At 55.9% G+C, this 16596-nt stretch carries 11 protein-coding genes, 2 tRNA genes and 3 rRNA genes; 6 read left to right on the top strand and 10 right to left on the bottom strand.

Annotated elements, in window-relative coordinates:
• Positions 1–3: 3 nt before the first annotated feature.
• The 8 genes from AB4O08_RS15500 to tyrS form a co-directional block, all read right to left on the bottom strand.
• Positions 4–753 (bottom strand): pantothenate kinase, encoded by a 750-nt coding sequence (locus AB4O08_RS15500; RefSeq protein ID WP_010206930.1) that lies wholly within the window; start codon positions 751–753, stop codon positions 4–6.
• Positions 743–1702, bottom strand: a complete 960-nt coding sequence (birA, locus tag AB4O08_RS15495) for a bifunctional biotin--[acetyl-CoA-carboxylase] ligase/biotin operon repressor BirA (protein WP_010206931.1) — start codon at positions 1700–1702, stop codon at positions 743–745. Before birA ends, AB4O08_RS15500 begins: the two co-directional genes overlap by 11 nt.
• Before the next feature lie 168 nt (positions 1703–1870).
• Positions 1871–1986: ribosomal RNA gene (gene rrf, locus AB4O08_RS15490) — 5S ribosomal RNA — on the bottom strand.
• Positions 1987–2142: 156 nt separating this feature from the next.
• Positions 2143–5034, bottom strand: a 23S ribosomal RNA gene (locus tag AB4O08_RS15485).
• 249 nt (positions 5035–5283) lie between these two features.
• Positions 5284–5359 (bottom strand) — tRNA-Ala (locus tag AB4O08_RS15480).
• Between the two features lie 30 nt (positions 5360–5389).
• Positions 5390–5466, bottom strand: a tRNA-Ile gene (locus tag AB4O08_RS15475).
• An 82-nt stretch (positions 5467–5548) separates the two neighbouring features.
• Positions 5549–7086, bottom strand: a 16S ribosomal RNA gene (locus tag AB4O08_RS15470).
• The 16S, 23S and 5S rRNA genes sit together here with 2 tRNA genes alongside, the layout of an rRNA operon.
• A gap of 496 nt (positions 7087–7582) precedes the next feature.
• A complete protein-coding gene (gene tyrS, locus AB4O08_RS15465; RefSeq protein WP_010206932.1) occupies positions 7583–8782 on the bottom strand; it encodes a tyrosine--tRNA ligase in 1200 nt (399 codons plus the stop codon).
• A gap of 209 nt (positions 8783–8991) precedes the next feature.
• Here tyrS and AB4O08_RS15460 point away from each other — a divergent pair, with 209 nt between their 5' ends.
• Entirely contained in the window at positions 8992–10410 is a 1419-nt protein-coding gene (locus AB4O08_RS15460) for a peptidoglycan DD-metalloendopeptidase family protein (RefSeq protein ID WP_010206933.1), read from the top strand.
• A 3-nt stretch (positions 10411–10413) separates the two neighbouring features.
• Entirely contained in the window at positions 10414–11505 is a 1092-nt protein-coding gene (locus AB4O08_RS15455) for an anhydro-N-acetylmuramic acid kinase (protein WP_010206934.1), read from the top strand.
• Between the two features lie 77 nt (positions 11506–11582).
• Here AB4O08_RS15455 and erpA read toward each other — a convergent pair whose 3' ends face one another.
• Positions 11583–11933: an iron-sulfur cluster insertion protein ErpA gene (gene erpA, locus AB4O08_RS15450; protein ID WP_003176443.1), complete on the bottom strand. Its 351-nt coding sequence runs from the start codon at positions 11931–11933 to the stop codon at positions 11583–11585.
• A 165-nt stretch (positions 11934–12098) separates the two neighbouring features.
• Positions 12099–13133 (bottom strand): N-acetyl-gamma-glutamyl-phosphate reductase, encoded by a 1035-nt coding sequence (argC, locus tag AB4O08_RS15445; protein WP_010206935.1) that lies wholly within the window; start codon positions 13131–13133, stop codon positions 12099–12101.
• Between the two features lie 136 nt (positions 13134–13269).
• Between argC and hemJ the strand changes: the two genes are divergently transcribed.
• The 4 genes from hemJ to AB4O08_RS15425 all read left to right on the top strand — a co-directional run bounded on the left by hemJ (position 13270) and on the right by AB4O08_RS15425 (position 16564).
• Positions 13270–13698 carry a protoporphyrinogen oxidase HemJ gene (gene hemJ, locus AB4O08_RS15440; RefSeq protein WP_042571475.1) on the top strand — a complete coding sequence of 143 codons (429 nt, stop codon included), beginning with the start codon at positions 13270–13272 and terminating at the stop codon, positions 13696–13698.
• Between the two features lie 24 nt (positions 13699–13722).
• Positions 13723–14685 (top strand): NAD(P)H-dependent flavin oxidoreductase, encoded by a 963-nt coding sequence (locus tag AB4O08_RS15435; RefSeq protein WP_010206937.1) that lies wholly within the window; start codon positions 13723–13725, stop codon positions 14683–14685.
• A 70-nt stretch (positions 14686–14755) separates the two neighbouring features.
• On the top strand, positions 14756–15712 hold the full coding sequence (locus tag AB4O08_RS15430) for a DUF805 domain-containing protein (protein ID WP_021491381.1): 957 nt from the start codon (positions 14756–14758) through the stop codon (positions 15710–15712).
• Between the two features lie 63 nt (positions 15713–15775).
• A complete protein-coding gene (locus AB4O08_RS15425; protein ID WP_010206939.1) occupies positions 15776–16564 on the top strand; it encodes an SDR family NAD(P)-dependent oxidoreductase in 789 nt (262 codons plus the stop codon).
• Positions 16565–16596 lie beyond the last annotated feature (32 nt).

The raw sequence follows: 16596 nt of genomic DNA, 5'->3' as shown, positions 1-16596 counted from the left end.
ACCTCAGGACAAAGGGCAAGCCATCGCCAAACCGACAAAAACCAGATCTGGAACGAGTCTGGCCTGCGGGACTGCATCTACCACCAAATCGGCGTCCCCTCCGGTGAGAAAAACAGTGAAATCATCACCCCAGTAGCTTCGCGCCAACTCCAACTGAGTCAGTACGAACCCTCTCAGCATAAGCGTACAACCTCGTTCCACGGCCTCAGCAGTCGTACGACCTGGAGAGAGTCGTTCCATCGCCCTTTCAGCAGCAGCGTCGTCGTAGCGTATCTTGCGTGTATGAGTTCGCAACTGGTTGCGCATGAGCGGCATACCCGGGCAAATGAAACCGCCAAGGTGCTCACCGTCCGCGGCAATAAAATCCGCCGTGGCTGCCGTACCAAAATCAAGCACCAAGCAAGCGCCGCGTGCCAGCTTGAATCCACCGAGCATTGCCAACCAGCGATCAAGGCCCAGACGCTCAAAATCTTCGTAGCCGTTGCGCACTCCTGCCATCTCACGCGCAGGCACAGCACAGGAAACAGCAACCCCGAAAGCCTCATGCAGTGCCTCGACCAGTTTGCTTGTTTCTTCCAGGGCACGAACACTCACCAATCGGCAACGCGTTAGCAACAGTCCGGGAAGCGCCACAAGGCTGTCAATCAATGCCAGGTCTGAACCGACAACCCCTTCCGCCGACGCACGCGTATCACCGACATCAAGCACACGCCACTTGATAAAGCTATTCCCGCAGTCGAGCTCAAGAATCATCACGCAACCTCAGGCTTAGCTCACCACCACTGTATATTTTCTCAACACCATCAACACTCAAGCGCAATGCCCCCTGGTGATCGACCCCCAGTACAACTCCATCAATTTGGTGGACACCCGCAATAAGGGATACCGGACGCCCCTGCCAAGCGTGATTCTGCTCCCACTCTTCTTGAAGCGCGATAAAACCGCCCAGGCGGTGCCGCTCAAGGTAGTCTTGCAACTGCAACCCCAATCGCGCCACCAAAGCGTTACGATCCACCGGAGAGCCTGTCTGTAACTGAAGTGAAGTCCATTGCTGGTCCACATCGTCGGCTCTCTGCATATTCACGTTGATGCCTATTCCAAGGACAACGTGACAGATATCCGCAGGGTCACCGACCAACTCCAGCAAAATGCCGGCAATCTTCTTCTGACCCACCAGAACATCGTTAGGCCATTTCAGCGCTGCCCCCTGCACACCAGACTCGCGCAAGGCCTGCATGACCGCCAAGCCCACAACCAGGCTCAGCCCCTCCAACTGCCGAAGCCCCGACTCGATGCGCAATACGAGGCTGTAATACACATTCTGCGCAAATGGACTCACCCACTTCCGCCCCCTCCGCCCCCGGCCGGCCGTTTGCTGCTCCGCAAGCACTAGAAACGGCGCCTCGCACCCGGCACCAACAAGACGCAAGGCTTCAGCATTTGTGGAGTCAATGGAGTCAGATATATGAATGGGCCACACCAAGGAGGGCGCATTCAGCGCAATATCTTCAGCAGTCAAGAACACCAGCGGTGACGCCAACTGGTACCCCTTCCCTCGCACCTTATGTATGGGCAGATTCAATTCTGCTTCCAGGTGCTGGAGTTGCTTCCAGACAGCACTGCGGCTAACACCAAGGGCGGCGCCCAGCGCTTCCCCCGAGTGGAATCGGCCATCTTTCAGAAGTTTTAACAGCGTCAGCATGCAAATATCGCCTCACAATGAGGCACGCATGATAGCCATGCGCAGGGTCATTGCATAGAAACGCAGGACTTTAGCACTGAAGGTCGCCGAAAAATGGACATTTCCATGCTTTTCGACCGCCCAAAACAAAACCCCATCTGCTTTCGCAAATGGGGTTTCGGAATTTAATCTTGACGATGACCTACTCTCACATGGGGAAACCCCACACTACCATCGGCGATGCATCGTTTCACTGCTGAGTTCGGGATGGGATCAGGTGGTTCCAATGCTCTATGGTCGTCAAGAAATTCGGGTACTGAGTCGTGACCTGGTGGCCTCGCTTCAGCAAATTGGGTATGTGACAGATCGGTGTTTTGTGAGATATCGAACTTTCGGTTCGTATCATCTTCACACACCGCAATCTGATGCTCGTTAGAGTAGTCAAATTGCTTGGGTGTTATATGGTCAAGCCTCACGGGCAATTAGTATTGGTTAGCTCAACGCCTCACAGCGCTTACACACCCAACCTATCAACGTCGTAGTCTTCGACGGCCCTTCAGGGAACTCAAGGTTCCAGTGAGATCTCATCTTGAGGCTAGTTTCCCGCTTAGATGCTTTCAGCGGTTATCTATTCCGAACATAGCTACCCGGCAATGCCACTGGCGTGACAACCGGAACACCAGAGGTTCGTCCACTCCGGTCCTCTCGTACTAGGAGCAGCCCCTCTCAAATCTCAAACGTCCACGGCAGATAGGGACCGAACTGTCTCACGACGTTCTAAACCCAGCTCGCGTACCACTTTAAATGGCGAACAGCCATACCCTTGGGACCGGCTTCAGCCCCAGGATGTGATGAGCCGACATCGAGGTGCCAAACACCGCCGTCGATATGAACTCTTGGGCGGTATCAGCCTGTTATCCCCGGAGTACCTTTTATCCGTTGAGCGATGGCCCTTCCATACAGAACCACCGGATCACTAAGACCTACTTTCGTACCTGCTCGACGTGTCTGTCTCGCAGTCAAGCGCGCTTTTGCCTTTATACTCTACGACCGATTTCCGACCGGTCTGAGCGCACCTTCGTACTCCTCCGTTACTCTTTAGGAGGAGACCGCCCCAGTCAAACTACCCACCATACACTGTCCTCGATCCGGATAACGGACCTGAGTTAGAACCTCAAAGTTGCCAGGGTGGTATTTCAAGGATGGCTCCACGCGAACTGGCGTCCACGCTTCAAAGCCTCCCACCTATCCTACACAAGCAAATTCAAAGTCCAGTGCAAAGCTATAGTAAAGGTTCACGGGGTCTTTCCGTCTAGCCGCGGATACACTGCATCTTCACAGCGATTTCAATTTCACTGAGTCTCGGGTGGAGACAGCGCCGCCATCGTTACGCCATTCGTGCAGGTCGGAACTTACCCGACAAGGAATTTCGCTACCTTAGGACCGTTATAGTTACGGCCGCCGTTTACCGGGGCTTCGATCAAGAGCTTCGCGTTAGCTAACCCCATCAATTAACCTTCCGGCACCGGGCAGGCGTCACACCCTATACGTCCACTTTCGTGTTTGCAGAGTGCTGTGTTTTTAATAAACAGTCGCAGCGGCCTGGTATCTTCGACCGGCATGAGCTTACGGAGCAAGTCCTTCACCCTCACCGGCGCACCTTCTCCCGAAGTTACGGTGCCATTTTGCCTAGTTCCTTCACCCGAGTTCTCTCAAGCGCCTTGGTATTCTCTACCCAACCACCTGTGTCGGTTTGGGGTACGGTTCCTGGTTACCTGAAGCTTAGAAGCTTTTCTTGGAAGCATGGCATCAACCACTTCGTTAACTAAAAGTTAACTCGTCATCAGCTCTCGGCCTTAAGATCCCGGATTTACCTAAGATCTCAGCCTACCACCTTAAACTTGGACAACCAACGCCAAGCTGGCCTAGCCTTCTCCGTCCCTCCATCGCAATAACCAGAAGTACAGGAATATTAACCTGTTTTCCATCGACTACGCTTTTCAGCCTCGCCTTAGGGACCGACTAACCCTGCGTCGATTAACGTTGCGCAGGAAACCTTGGTCTTTCGGCGTGGGTGTTTTTCACACCCATTGTCGTTACTCATGTCAGCATTCGCACTTCTGATACCTCCAGCAAGCTTCTCAACTCACCTTCACAGGCTTACAGAACGCTCCTCTACCGCATCACTTACGTGATACCCGTAGCTTCGGTGTATGGTTTGAGCCCCGTTACATCTTCCGCGCAGGCCGACTCGACTAGTGAGCTATTACGCTTTCTTTAAAGGGTGGCTGCTTCTAAGCCAACCTCCTAGCTGTCTAAGCCTTCCCACATCGTTTCCCACTTAACCATAACTTTGGGACCTTAGCTGACGGTCTGGGTTGTTTCCCTTTTCACGACGGACGTTAGCACCCGCCGTGTGTCTCCCATGCTCGGCACTTGTAGGTATTCGGAGTTTGCATCGGTTTGGTAAGTCGGGATGACCCCCTAGCCGAAACAGTGCTCTACCCCCTACAGTGATACATGAGGCGCTACCTAAATAGCTTTCGAGGAGAACCAGCTATCTCCGAGCTTGATTAGCCTTTCACTCCGATCCACAGGTCATCCGCTAACTTTTCAACGGTAGTCGGTTCGGTCCTCCAGTTAGTGTTACCCAACCTTCAACCTGCCCATGGATAGATCGCCCGGTTTCGGGTCTATTCCCAGCGACTAGACGCCCTATTAAGACTCGCTTTCGCTACGCCTCCCCTATTCGGTTAAGCTCGCCACTGAAAATAAGTCGCTGACCCATTATACAAAAGGTACGCAGTCACCTAACAAAGTAGGCTCCCACTGCTTGTACGCATACGGTTTCAGGATCTATTTCACTCCCCTCTCCGGGGTTCTTTTCGCCTTTCCCTCACGGTACTAGTTCACTATCGGTCAGTCAGTAGTATTTAGCCTTGGAGGATGGTCCCCCCATATTCAGACAAAGTTTCTCGTGCTCCGTCCTACTCGATTTCATGACTAAGAGATTTTCGCGTACAGGGCTATCACCCACTATGGCCGCACTTTCCAGAGCGTTCCGCTAATCTCAAAGCCACTTAAGGGCTAGTCCCCGTTCGCTCGCCACTACTAAGGGAATCTCGGTTGATTTCTTTTCCTCAGGGTACTTAGATGTTTCAGTTCCCCTGGTTCGCCTCTTGCACCTATGTATTCAGTACAAGATAACCATCTTATGATGGCTGGGTTCCCCCATTCAGACATCTCCGGATCAAAGTCTGTTTGCCGACTCCCCGAAGCTTTTCGCAGGCTACCACGTCTTTCATCGCCTCTGACTGCCAAGGCATCCACCGTATGCGCTTCTTCACTTGACCATATAACCCCAAGCAATCTGGTTATACTGTGAAGACAACATTCGCCGAAAATTCGAATTTCTCAACTAAGAGAACTCACAAATTTTACCTTAGCCTGATCCGTTACCAGTGAAAGTAACGTTCAGTCTATCTTTCTATCACATACCCAAATTTTTAAAGAACGATCTAATCAAAGACTAGAAATCAACATTCATCATCAACCTGATGGAATGCTCATTTCTAAGCTTTCAAAACTTTCAGAAGCAGTAGTGGTGGAGCCAAACGGGATCGAACCGTTGACCTCCTGCGTGCAAGGCAGGCGCTCTCCCAGCTGAGCTATGGCCCCGTATTTCTACAGGCGTTTCCCACACAAAATTGGTGGGTCTGGGCAGATTCGAACTGCCGACCTCACCCTTATCAGGGGTGCGCTCTAACCAACTGAGCTACAGACCCAATTTCGGGCTGCTTCTTATCGTCTTCTTCAATGAATCAAGCAATTCGTGTGGGAACTTATGGAGCAGCTGATGTCGTCGATTAAGGAGGTGATCCAGCCGCAGGTTCCCCTACGGCTACCTTGTTACGACTTCACCCCAGTCATGAATCACACCGTGGTAACCGTCCCCCCCGAAGGTTAGACTAGCTACTTCTGGTGCAACCCACTCCCATGGTGTGACGGGCGGTGTGTACAAGGCCCGGGAACGTATTCACCGCGACATTCTGATTCGCGATTACTAGCGATTCCGACTTCACGCAGTCGAGTTGCAGACTGCGATCCGGACTACGATCGGTTTTATGGGATTAGCTCCACCTCGCGGCTTGGCAACCCTCTGTACCGACCATTGTAGCACGTGTGTAGCCCAGGCCGTAAGGGCCATGATGACTTGACGTCATCCCCACCTTCCTCCGGTTTGTCACCGGCAGTCTCCTTAGAGTGCCCACCATTACGTGCTGGTAACTAAGGACAAGGGTTGCGCTCGTTACGGGACTTAACCCAACATCTCACGACACGAGCTGACGACAGCCATGCAGCACCTGTCTCAATGTTCCCGAAGGCACCAATCTATCTCTAGAAAGTTCATTGGATGTCAAGGCCTGGTAAGGTTCTTCGCGTTGCTTCGAATTAAACCACATGCTCCACCGCTTGTGCGGGCCCCCGTCAATTCATTTGAGTTTTAACCTTGCGGCCGTACTCCCCAGGCGGTCAACTTAATGCGTTAGCTGCGCCACTAAAAGCTCAAGGCTTCCAACGGCTAGTTGACATCGTTTACGGCGTGGACTACCAGGGTATCTAATCCTGTTTGCTCCCCACGCTTTCGCACCTCAGTGTCAGTATTAGTCCAGGTGGTCGCATTCGCCACTGGTGTTCCTTCCTATATCTACGCATTTCACCGCTACACAGGAAATTCCACCACCCTCTACCATACTCTAGTCAGTCAGTTTTGAATGCAGTTCCCAGGTTGAGCCCGGGGATTTCACATCCAACTTAACAAACCACCTACGCGCGCTTTACGCCCAGTAATTCCGATTAACGCTTGCACCCTCTGTATTACCGCGGCTGCTGGCACAGAGTTAGCCGGTGCTTATTCTGTCGGTAACGTCAAAACAATCACGTATTAGGTAACTGCCCTTCCTCCCAACTTAAAGTGCTTTACAATCCGAAGACCTTCTTCACACACGCGGCATGGCTGGATCAGGCTTTCGCCCATTGTCCAATATTCCCCACTGCTGCCTCCCGTAGGAGTCTGGACCGTGTCTCAGTTCCAGTGTGACTGATCATCCTCTCAGACCAGTTACGGATCGTCGCCTTGGTGAGCCATTACCTCACCAACTAGCTAATCCGACCTAGGCTCATCTGATAGCGCAAGGCCCGAAGGTCCCCTGCTTTCTCCCGTAGGACGTATGCGGTATTAGCGTTCGTTTCCGAACGTTATCCCCCACTACCAGGCAGATTCCTAGGCATTACTCACCCGTCCGCCGCTCTCAAGAGAAGCAAGCTTCTCTCTACCGCTCGACTTGCATGTGTTAGGCCTGCCGCCAGCGTTCAATCTGAGCCATGATCAAACTCTTCAGTTCAAACATCTTTGGGTTTTTAAGAAACCCTAAACTTGGCTCAGCAATCGTTGGTTACATCTTTGATTTCTCGCGGAGTAACTTGTGATGCTGATAATCTTGTTGACTATCAGTCTGACTCCACAAGCACCCACACGAATTGCTTGATTCAGTTGTTAAAGAGCGGTTGGCTAAGATCTTTCGTCCCAACCGAGGCGCGCATTCTACAGCAGCCTCATTTGCTGTCAAGTGATTATTTTCAGAAGCTTTCGAAGAATTCTTCAACAACTTCAACCACTTGCGCCTTCGATCTCTCGTTAGCGGGAGGCGAATTCTACAGCGTTACACGCTGCTGTCAACACCTCTTTTTCAACTTCCTTTTGGCTTCGATGAACTGAAGCAACTTGCTGCCGAAACTTACATAACTCATTGTTTACCAAGGAGTTTTTCGTTTCGACTGCACCGGAAGTGGGGCGAATTATAGACAGATACAATTCGCCGTCAACACCTAATTCCAGTTTTATTCGGATTTGAGCGTAATACGCGCAAATGCCTTCTTACCAGCCTGGCAAACATGGGTGGCACCCAGCTCGTATATAAAGGTGCGATCCACGACCTCACCATCAATACGCACACCACCGGAACCCAGAAGATCACGCGCAACCGCCGAATTCTTGACCAGACCCGCTTTATTAAGGACAGCAGCAATCGGCATCGCCTCAGCTGCAGACAGCTCAATCTCCGGCAGATCATCCGGCAGCTCGCCATCCTTCATGCGATTGCCCGCTGCACGGTGAGCACTGGCCGCAGCCTCTTCACCATGGAAGCGCGCAACAATCTCTTCGGCCAGCTTGATCTTCACATCTCGCGGATTGGCGCCTGCCTCAACATCAGCACGCAGCGCATTGATTTCATCCATCGAGCGGAAACTCAGCAACTCGAAGTAACGCCACATCAGCGCATCAGGAATCGAAACCAGCTTGCCGTACATCACGCCCGGCGCTTCTTGGATACCGACATAGTTGCCCAGAGACTTGGACATCTTCTTGACGCCATCCAAGCCCTCCAGCAAAGGCATGGTCAGAATGCACTGGGCCTCTTGCCCGTATGCGCGCTGCAACTCACGCCCCATCAACAGGTTGAACTTCTGGTCGGTACCGCCCAGCTCAACATCCGCGCGCAAGGCTACCGAGTCGTACCCCTGAACCAGCGGGTAGAGGAACTCATGAATGGCGATCGGCTGATTGGTGGAGTAGCGCTTGTCGAAGTCATCACGCTCAAGCATGCGCGCAACGGTGTACTGGGAAGTCAGGCGGATGAAATCCGCCGGCCCCATCTGATCCATCCAGGTGGAGTTGAATGCCACTTCGGTCTTGGCCGGATCGAGAATCTTGAACACCTGAGTCTTGTAGGTCTCGGCATTATCGAGAACCTGCTCACGCGTCAGTGGCGGGCGCGTGGCGCTCTTGCCGCTCGGATCACCGATCATCCCGGTGAAGTCACCTATAAGGAAGATGACCTGATGCCCCAATTCCTGGAACTGGCGCAGCTTATTAATAAGCACGGTATGACCCAGGTGCAGATCCGGCGCAGTCGGATCAAAGCCAGCCTTAATACGCAGGGGCTGACCACGCTTGAGCTTTTCGATCAGCTCAGCTTCGACCAACAGTTCTTCCGCACCACGTTTTATCAGCGCTAGCTGCTCTTCAACCGACTTCATAACAGACCCGCAAGGCTCAGATTCAAAAGGGAACCAACCATACAAGATCAGGGACTAATTACAAGTTTTGCCCTGCGAACAGACACCGTTCAGCAAGCCCAGCGTTCGCGAGCTTGCGCCACAGATGATTTGGTTATATTTTATACAGTTATTTCATCTTCATCATGTCATTCATCTTTTCCATTTCATCTTCAAAGTCAAAATTACCTATGACCACTGAACCGTCTAAAGCGCCGCCGCTTTACCCGAAGACCCACCTGCTCGCCGCAAGTGGTATCGCCGCCCTTCTCAGCCTGGCACTCCTGGTATTCCCTTCCAGTGACGTAGAAGCCAAACGAACATCCCTGAGCCTTGACCTGGAAAGTCCAGTTGAACAACTGACACAAGATCAAGACGCTTCCGACGCGCAACAAGCCACAAATGCACCCACCGAATCACCGTTCGCGCAGATAGAAAGCGGCCCTGAAGATACCCAGCAAGCCGCCCAAGAGCCGCCCGCGCCGGCCGCCGAAGCCGCCAAAAATCCACAACACCGAGAAGTGGTCGTGGCCAGGGGCGACACATTGTCGACCCTGTTCGAGAAAGTCGGTCTCCCTGCAGCCACCGTCAATGAAGTGCTGGCCAGCGACAAGCAGGCCAAGCAATTCACCCAGCTCAAACACGGCCAGAAACTTGAGTTCGAACTGACGCCCGACGGCCAGTTGCACAACCTGCACAGCAATGTCAGCGATCTCGAGAGCATCACCCTGACCAAAGGCGCCAAGGGTTTTGCCTTCAACCGCATCACCACCAAACCCGTGATGCGCTCCGCCTATGTCCACGGCGTCATCAATAGCTCTCTGTCGCAGTCGGCTGCCCGCGCCGGCCTGTCCCACAGCTTGACCATGGACATGGCCAGCGTGTTTGGCTACGACATCGACTTCGCCCAGGACATCCGCCAAGGCGACGAATTCGACGTGATCTACGAGCAGAAAGTCGCCAACGGCAAGGTCGTCGGCACCGGCAACATTCTCTCTGCGCGCTTTACCAACCGCGGCAAGACCTACACCGCCGTGCGTTACACCAACAAACAAGGCAACAGCAGCTACTACACCGCCGATGGCAATAGCATGCGCAAGGCCTTCATCCGCACCCCGGTGGACTTCGCTCGTATTAGCTCGCGTTTCTCCATGGGTCGCAAGCATCCAATTCTGAACAAAATCCGCGCCCACAAAGGCGTGGACTATGCGGCTCCGCGTGGTACACCGATCAAAGCGGCAGGTGACGGCAAAGTCTTACTGGCCGGGCGTCGTGGTGGCTACGGCAACACCGTGATCATCCAGCACGGCAACACCTACCGTACGCTATACGGCCACATGCAAGGCTTCGCCAAGGGCGTGAAAACCGGCGGCACTGTGAAGCAAGGCCAGGTGATTGGCTATATCGGCACTACCGGCCTGTCCACTGGCCCGCATTTGCACTATGAGTTCCAGGTCAATGGCGTGCACGTTGACCCGCTGGGTCAAAAGCTGCCAATGGCCGACCCGATCGCCAAGGCTGAACGCGCCCGCTTCATGCAACAGAGCCAGCCATTGATGGCACGCATGGATCAGGAACGCTCCACCTTGCTGGCTTCGGCGAAGCGTTAAGGCATGCCTCTCTATGTAGGTGTGATGTCCGGGACCAGCCTCGATGGCCTGGATATCGCCGTGATCGAGCAAGGCCCGGCGATCAAGTTGATCGCCTCGCACTACATCCCCATGCCAGATACCTTACGTGCCGAACTGCTTGCCTTGTGCGCCAGCGGGCCGGATGAAATCGCCCGCTCTGCCATGGCCCAGCAGAACTGGGTGAAGCTGGCCGCACACGGTATTCACACGCTGCTCGATCAGCAAAACCTCAAGCCCCAGGACATTCGTGCGATCGGCAGCCATGGCCAGACCATCCGCCATGAGCCCGCCCGAGGCTTTACCGTGCAAATCGGTAACCCGGCCTTGCTCACCGAGCTGACAAATATCACCGTGGTCAGCGATTTCCGCAGCCGTGATGTGGCCGCCGGTGGTCAGGGCGCGCCGCTGGTGCCCGCCTTCCACGAAGCGCTGTTTGGCGAGCACACCGGTAACCGTGCGGTATTGAATGTAGGAGGTTTCAGTAACCTCAGCCTGATTGAAACCGGCAAGCCTGTAGCCGGCTTCGATTGCGGCCCGGGCAACGTCCTATTGGATGCATGGATTCATCAACTACACGGCGAACGTTTTGATCGCGATGGTCAGTGGGCCGCCAGCGGAAAGGTCGAGCCTCAGTTGCTCAACGCCCTGCTCAGCGACCCCTTCTTCGTGACCAAAGGCCCCAAGAGCACTGGGCGCGAAGTGTTCAACCTGGAATGGCTGCACCAACACCTTGGCCTCTTGCCTGCATTTGAGCCCCAGAATGTGCAGGCAACGCTGCTTGAGCTGACCGCCCTGACGATCGTTGAGTCCTTACAGTCAGCCCAACCCCAGACAGAAACATTGCTGGTCTGCGGCGGCGGCGCTCACAATTCCACGCTCATGAGTCGTCTGGCCGCTCTGCTACCGTCAACCCACGTCAGCAGCACCGCCACCTACGGCGTGCACCCCGACTGGGTCGAAGCCATGGCCTTCGCCTGGCTGGCCCACTGCTGCCTTGAGGGCATTGCCGCCAACCGGCCGAGCGTCACCGGCGCACGTGGGCTTCGGGTATTGGGCGCCATCTACCCCGCCTGACTCGCCCCGCAATCAGCAGACAGCAAAACGCCGCTTGGCCTATCACAGCCAAGCGGCGTTTTTGTATGCTCTGCAGATCAGATCGAGAACGAAGACCCGCAACCACAGGTAGTGGTGGCATTAGGGTTCTTGATCACGAAACGCGACCCTTCCAAACCTTCCTGATAATCCACCTCGGCACCTGCCAGGTATTGGAAGCTCATCGGGTCCACGACCAGGCTCACGCCTTCGCGCTCAACGATGGTGTCATCATCGGCCACATCTTCATCGAAGGTAAAACCGTACTGAAACCCTGAACAACCGCCGCCCGTAACGAATACGCGCAGCTTCAAGCGATCATTACCCTCTTCATCGACCAGGCTCTTCACCTTGTGCGCAGCACCGTGGGTGAATTGCAAAGCCGTGGGGGTGAAGGATTCAACGCTCATGCTGATAATCTCCCGGCGTAGCGCCGCCATATGCGTAATGGCCGGTATTATCCGCTTCTCCTAGAAAAGCGGTCAACTATTGTTACGGTATATCAATCTCCATAGCAGCCATTAAAAACACAAAAGGCCCGTTCAACGGGCCTTTTGCGCAACCACCTGAGCGTCTTAAGGCAGCATGCCCGCGTGGGACAAGCCCAGCTTCTCATCCAGGCCAAACAGGATGTTCATGTTCTGTACCGCCTGGCCCGACGCGCCCTTGACCAGGTTATCGATCACCGACAACACCACGACGAGGTCGCCATCCTGAGGGCGGTGCACGGCAATCCGGCACACATTGGCGCCGCGCACGCTGCGGGTTTCTGGATGGCTGCCGGCTGGCATCACGTCGACGAACGGTTCGTTGGCATAACGCTTTTCGAACAGCGCCTGCAGGTCAACCGAACGGTCAACCACAGTGGCGTAGAGCGTGGAGTGAATGCCGCGAATCATCGGGGTCAGGTGTGGTACGAAGGTCAGGCCCACGTCTTTACCGGCTGCACGACGCAGGCCCTGGCGGATTTCCGGCAAGTGACGATGCCCTTTTACCGCGTAGGCCTTCATGCTTTCCGATGTCTCGGAGTACAGCGAACCCACCGCCGCACCACGACCGGCGCCACTCACACCCGACTTGCAGTCTGCGATCAGGCGCGACGCATCAGCCAACCCGGCTTCCAGCAATGGCAGGAAACCCAGTTGTGTTGCCGTTGGATAGCAACCTGGCACCGCGATCAGGCGCGCTTGCTTGATCTGCTCACGATTGACTTCCGGCAGGCCGTACACCGCCTCTTCCAGCAACTCTGGCGCACCGTGCGGCTGGCCGTACCACTTGGCCCACTCATCGGCGTCCTGCAGACGGAAGTCCGCGGACAAGTCGATCACCTTGGTGCCAGCGGCCAGCAGCTCACCAGCCAATGCGTGGGCAACACCGTGAGGCGTGGCGAAGAACACCACATCGCACGCGCCCAGGGTCTTGATGTCCGGAACGCTGAACGCCAGGCCGTCATAGTGGCCTCGCAGGTTCGGGTACATATCGGCCACGGCCAGCCCGGCCTCGGATCGGGAAGTGATGACCACCACCTCAGCTTGCGGATGCTGTGCCAACAGACGCAGCAATTCGACACCGGTGTAACCCGTGCCGCCGACGATACCGACCTTGACCATAAACCTGCCCTCAACGAACCCACTGGAAAGCCGTCGATAATAGGGGCCGTATCGTCCTGCGACAACCGTCAACGTGACGTACGGGCGCATGAGCCACTACTATCTTCAGTTACCGTGAACCTGGGAATAACTAGAAATGCTCTATCTATGGATCAAAGCCTTCCACATCGTCAGCATCGTCTGCTGGTTTGCCGGGCTGTTCTACCTGCCACGCCTGTTCGTCTACCACGCCCAAAGCGAGGATACCGTCAGCAAGGAGCGCTTCAGCGTCATGGAGCGCAAGTTGTACCGCGGCATCATGGGGCCGGCGATGGTTGCCACGCTGATTTTCGGCGGCTGGCTGATCTACCTGAACCCGAGCATCTTTCATTCGGGCGCCTGGATCCACGCCAAACTGACCCTCGTCGTACTGCTCATCGGTTACCACCATATGTGCGGCGCGCAGGTAAAACGCTTCGCCCGTGGCGAAAACACCCGCAGCCATGTCTTTTATCGCTGGTTCAATGAAGTACCCGTTCTGATATTGCTGGCTATCGTAATTTTGGTCGTGGTCAAACCGTTCTAACTTCAATTACTCGGGGTACCTCCAATGTCACTGCCCGCTCTGCTTGAACAACGTCTGCGCCTGCCCGTCGTGGCGGCACCGATGTTCCTGATTTCCAACCCGCAACTGGTCCTGGCGTGCTGCCGCAATGGGGTCGTCGGAAGCTTCCCGGCGCTCAACCAACGCGAAAGCAGCGGGTTCAAGGCCTGGCTGGAGGAAATCGAAGCGGGCCTGGCGCAGTTGGACAACCCTGCGCCTTACGCCGTCAATCTGATCGTGCACAACAGCAACCCGCGACTGGAGGCGGACCTGGCGATTTGCGTCGAACACAAAGTGCCGATCGTCATTACCAGCCTGGGCGCTGTGAAGGAATTGGTAGACGCCGTACACAGCTACGGCGGCCTGGTGTTCCATGACGTCACCACCCGACGTCATGCCGAGAAGGCTGCCGAAGCCGGCGTGGATGGCTTGATCGCCGTGGCGGCCGGCGCTGGCGGCCACGCCGGCACCTGGAGCCCGTTCTCGCTGATTGCCGAAATCCGCCAGTTCTTCGACAAAACCCTGCTGCTGGCCGGCTGCCTCAACCACGGGCACGAGATTCTCGCCGCCCAGTTACTGGGGGCCGACCTGGCCTATTTCGGCACACGCTTTATTGCCACCACCGAAAGCCATGCCCCGGATGCGTATAAAGAGATGCTGCTCACATCGCGCGCCGCCGACATCGTGCACACTCCCGCTGTCTCCGGCGTGCCCGCCAGCTTTATGCGCCAGAGCCTGGAAAACGCCGGTTTCGACCTGGCCGCCCTGCAAGGCAAAGGCGAAGTGAACTTCGGTTCCAAGCTCAAGCCGTTGAGCGACGAGGCCAAGGCATGGAAAACTGTATGGTCGGCCGGCCAAGGTGTCGGTGAAATTGATGATTTGCCCAGCGTCGATGAACTGGTTGCCCGTCTGGATGCCGAATATCGCAAAGCCCGCGAACAGGCAGCTCAGTTGCGCTGGCCGCGCTGACCCCACCGCAAGGCCTGCCACTTGAGCCGGCCTGCACTACCTCCCTGAATCAAGTGACAAGGAAGCCCGCATGAGCGACAACCGTTTCAAGATTGTGTTTGATGGAGCCTTGCTCCCGGGTGTCGAAAGCACCACGGCCAAGCTGAACCTGGCCGAGCTGTTCAAGAGCGACGTCGAAGCCATCGAGAAGCTCTTCACCGGTCGCCCGGTCGCGCTCAAGCGTGACCTGTCGCGCCCGGATGCAGAAACCTACCTCACCGCACTGAAAAACGCCGGGGTCGATGCACGCATCGAAGCTGAACAGCCTGTCGCCTTCAGCCTCGCCGAGACCCACGAAACGGATTCCGGCAGCTTCTCGCGCACTGCGGCCTCACCTTACGCACCACCGCGCTCCGCTGTGGGTGATGACCTGCCGGAATACGCCACCCTCAAGGTGTTCACCATCCACGGGCGCATCGGGCGCTTGCGGTACCTCGCCTGGACCCTGGTGTTGACTCTGGCGCTGTTGGTGGCGGGTGGCATCATCAGCACCGTTAGCTTTGCCGTAGCGACCGCTTCGCCAACCGCGGGCACTATCCTCGGCGTATTGCTGGGCCTCGCGTTGTTTGTCGCGCTGGTCTGGGTCAGTGTACAAATCGGTGTGCAGCGCCTGCACGACCTGGGTTGGTCGGGCTGGTTGTACTTTCTCAACCTGGTGCCGCTGGTGAACAGCGTCTTCCCGATCCTGCTGCTGGTATTGCCGGGTAATGCAGGCGCCAACCAGTACGGTGCGCCACCACCACGCAACTCCACGGCGGTAAAAGTCCTGGCCACCCTGTGGCTGGCGTTTATCCCGGTCATGCTTGCCATCGTGGTGACCTTGGGTATGAACGGTTACCTGAACCAGCTCGAAGCCAACATGGACAGCGGCTACGAAAGCAGCTCCATCACCTCCGATGAAGATGCCGACCAAGCCGCGACCGTCGAAGAAGACGAAGCGCAGAGTGCTGACGAAGCGGACGAACCTGTAGACTCTCCAGAACAGTGAAGAAACGCCCCCGGCCTGTGATGCCTTTGTCACAGGCGCGGTGGCGTTGCGATGGAGAAAGGCATGACCCGTTACGCTCTGATCACCGGCGCCTCCAGCGGCATCGGCCTGGCCTTGGCCGAAGCGCTGGCCCGTCGCGGCCGCAGCTTGATTCTGGTGGCCCGCCAGCGTGACCAGTTGGAAAACATTGCAATCGAATTGACCCAACGCTTTGGCGTCGAGGTGCTGTTCCGGGCCTGCGATCTGGGCGAGCCGCTGCGCTTATCCGGGTTCCTGCTGGAGCTTGAAGAAGGCGAACGGCAGATCGACCTGCTGGTGAACTGCGCCGGCATCGGCACCAGCGGGCCATTCCTGGCCCAGGACTGGATGACCGAACAAGACCTCATGGAGGTCAACATCCTCGCCCTGACCCGCATGTGCCACGCCCTTGGCAACACCATGGCGCTGCACGGCGGCGGCCAGATTCTCAATGTGGCCTCCGTCGCGGCATTCCAGCCTGGCCCGTGGATGAGCACCTATTACGCCAGCAAGGCCTATGTGCTGCACTTCTCCGAAGGCCTGCGCGAAGAACTGAAAACCTGCGGCATCAAGGTCTCGGTGCTCTGCCCCGGCCCGACACGTACCGCATTCTTCGGCACGGCACAAATGGACACCGCCAAACTCGACCGCAGCCAACAACTGATGAGCCCCGAAGAGGTGGCGCTCTATACCGTGCGCGCCCTGGAAAAGAACAAGGCCATCATCATTCCCGGCCGACGCAACCGCTGGCTCGCCTTCAGCCCGCGTTTCAGCCCACGCTGGCTGACCCGCAAGATCGCCGGCGCCATCAACAAGGCCTATTGCCCGCGCTGACTGGCTGAGTACACTCACCCTGCACATTCATA

Source organism: Pseudomonas sp. H3_E07 (genome assembly GCF_054668895.1).
This window is presented reverse-complemented; position numbering and strand designations above follow the sequence as displayed.

What these genes read in the sequence shown, in the direction of transcription:
- AB4O08_RS15500 (WP_010206930.1), bottom strand. Translation starts at nt 753, where the DNA reads ATGATTCTTGAGCTCGACTGCGGGAATAGCTTTATCAAGTGGCGTGTG.
- birA (WP_010206931.1), bottom strand. Translation starts at nt 1,702, where the DNA reads ATGCTGACGCTGTTAAAACTTCTGAAAGATGGCCGATTCCACTCGGGG.
- tyrS (WP_010206932.1), bottom strand. Translation starts at nt 8,782, where the DNA reads ATGAAGTCGGTTGAAGAGCAGCTAGCGCTGATAAAACGTGGTGCGGAA.
- AB4O08_RS15460 (WP_010206933.1), top strand. Translation starts at nt 8,992, where the DNA reads ATGACCACTGAACCGTCTAAAGCGCCGCCGCTTTACCCGAAGACCCAC.
- AB4O08_RS15455 (WP_010206934.1), top strand. Translation starts at nt 10,414, where the DNA reads ATGCCTCTCTATGTAGGTGTGATGTCCGGGACCAGCCTCGATGGCCTG.
- erpA (WP_003176443.1), bottom strand. Translation starts at nt 11,933, where the DNA reads ATGAGCGTTGAATCCTTCACCCCCACGGCTTTGCAATTCACCCACGGT.
- argC (WP_010206935.1), bottom strand. Translation starts at nt 13,133, where the DNA reads ATGGTCAAGGTCGGTATCGTCGGCGGCACGGGTTACACCGGTGTCGAA.
- hemJ (WP_042571475.1), top strand. Translation starts at nt 13,270, where the DNA reads ATGCTCTATCTATGGATCAAAGCCTTCCACATCGTCAGCATCGTCTGC.
- AB4O08_RS15435 (WP_010206937.1), top strand. Translation starts at nt 13,723, where the DNA reads ATGTCACTGCCCGCTCTGCTTGAACAACGTCTGCGCCTGCCCGTCGTG.
- AB4O08_RS15430 (WP_021491381.1), top strand. Translation starts at nt 14,756, where the DNA reads ATGAGCGACAACCGTTTCAAGATTGTGTTTGATGGAGCCTTGCTCCCG.
- AB4O08_RS15425 (WP_010206939.1), top strand. Translation starts at nt 15,776, where the DNA reads ATGACCCGTTACGCTCTGATCACCGGCGCCTCCAGCGGCATCGGCCTG.